This is a genomic window from Bradyrhizobium sp. SHOUNA76 (assembly GCF_023006445.1).
In the GTDB taxonomy this organism is placed as follows: Bacteria; Pseudomonadota; Alphaproteobacteria; order Rhizobiales; family Xanthobacteraceae; genus Bradyrhizobium.
In genome coordinates, this window is sequence record NZ_JALBHA010000794.1 from 1 (window position 1) to 1,841 (window position 1,841).

The 1,841-nt window shown below is 68.2% G+C and carries 2 protein-coding genes; both read left to right on the plus strand.

Features of this window, described 5'->3' with window-relative positions; all coding sequences use genetic code 11:
• Nucleotides 1-2 precede the first annotated feature (2 nt).
• On the plus strand, nt 3-1,217 hold the full coding sequence (locus tag MOV74_RS37190; protein WP_246932387.1) for a 3-deoxy-D-manno-octulosonic acid transferase: 1,215 nt from the start codon (nt 3-5) through the stop codon (nt 1,215-1,217).
• Nucleotides 1,210-1,841: tetraacyldisaccharide 4'-kinase (gene lpxK, locus MOV74_RS37195; RefSeq protein ID WP_246932389.1), on the plus strand; the 632-nt coding region annotated here is incomplete at its 3' end. The genes MOV74_RS37190 and lpxK, both read left to right, overlap by 8 nt.

The following is a 1,841-nucleotide window of genomic DNA, read 5'->3' on the forward strand; positions in this document are numbered from 1 at the left end:
GGCTGAAGCAGGGCAAGGAAGACCCTGCGCGCGTCGGCGAGCGGCGGGGCCTGTCCCGGGACGTGCGGCCGCACGGCCCGCTGGTCTGGATCCACGGTGCCAGTGTCGGCGAGGTGCTGGCCGCAGCGGCGCTGATCGAGCGCTTGCGCGATCTCAATTTGCGCATCCTGCTCACCTCGGGAACCGTCACCTCGGCCGCCGTGGTCGCAAAGCGCTTTCCGCCCGACGTCATCCATCAATACGTGCCGTATGACTCGCCCCGCTATGTCGCGCGCTTCCTCGATCATTGGAAACCGTCGCTGGCGCTGTTCATCGAATCCGATTTGTGGCCGAACCTGATCCTCGCCGGCGCAGCGCGCCGGGTGCCGATGGTGCTGATCAACGGACGGATGTCGCCGCGCTCCTTCCCGCGCTGGCAGCGCATGCACGGCACCATCTCGGCGCTGCTGTCGCGGTTCGATATTTGCCTGGCGCAGTCGAAGACGGATGCCGAACGCTTCTCCGCCCTTGGCGGCCGCGACGTCGTCACCACGGGTAATCTCAAGCTCGACGTGCCGGCGCCGCCGGCCGATCCCGCCAAGCTCGAGCGGCTGATGGCGATGACGCGCGGGCGGCCGATCATCGTCGCGGCCTCGACCCATCCGGGCGAGGACGAGATGCTGGTCGCGGCGCATCGCAGCCTCGTCGGTTTCTTTCCGCAGGTGCTCACCGTGATCGTGCCGCGGCATCCCGATCGCGGCTCCTCGATATCAGGTTTGATCACGGCGTCGGGCCTGAAGCCGGCGTTGCGCTCGCGCGAGGAGCTGCCGACCGCGACGACCGACGTCTATGTCGCCGACACCATGGGCGAGCTCGGCCTGTTCTATCGCCTGTCGCCGATCGTGTTCATGGGTGGATCGCTGATCCATCATGGCGGGCAGAACCCGATCGAGGCGATCAAGTTAGGTGCCGCGATCGTCCATGGACCGCACGTCTTCAACTTCGCCGATGTCTATGCGGCGCTCGATGGCAGCGGCGGTGCGCGGCAGGCCGACACGCAGGAGGCGCTGGTCAAGCAGCTCGGCCAGTTGCTGGCCGACCCCGTCATGCGCGACAAGATGCAGCGCGCCGGCAGCGGCGTGGTCGAGCAGCTCGGCGGCGCACTGGAGCGCACCATGACGGCGCTCGAACCCTATCTGTTGCAATTGCGGATCGAGATGGGGGCCGCCAATGCGTGAGCCGGCCTTCTGGTACCGGCCTCGCTCCTTCACGTCGTATGCGTTGCAGCCGCTGGGTCTGCTCTACGGCGCGGTCACCGAACGGCGCATGCTGCGCACAGGCGCAGACGCCGGCATTCCCGTGATCTGTGTCGGCAACTACCATGTCGGAGGCGCCGGCAAGACGCCGACCGTGCTGGCGCTGACGAGGCTCCTGCGCGAGCTCGGCGAGACGCCGGTGGTGCTGAGCCGTGGCTATGGCGGACACCTGAAAGGCCCGGTCATGGTCGACCGCGCGCGCCACAATGCTGCGGATGTCGGCGACGAGCCCCTGATGATGGCGCGCGACGTCCCGGTCGCGGTCGCGCGGGACCGCCTCGATGGCGCCGCGCTGGCGAAGTCGCAAGGCGCCACCGTGATCCTGATGGACGACGGTTTCCAGAACCCGCGCCTGCTCAAGGACGCTTCCCTGATCGTGATCGACAGCGAGCGCGGCCTCGGCAATTGCGAGGTGTTTCCCGCCGGTCCCTTGCGCGCGCCGCTGAAGGCCCAGCTTGCGCGCACCGATGCGCTGGTGCTGATCGGCGACGGCCGTGCCGCCAACGACGTCGCGGCAGAGCTTGCCAAGCGCGACAAGCCGGAGCT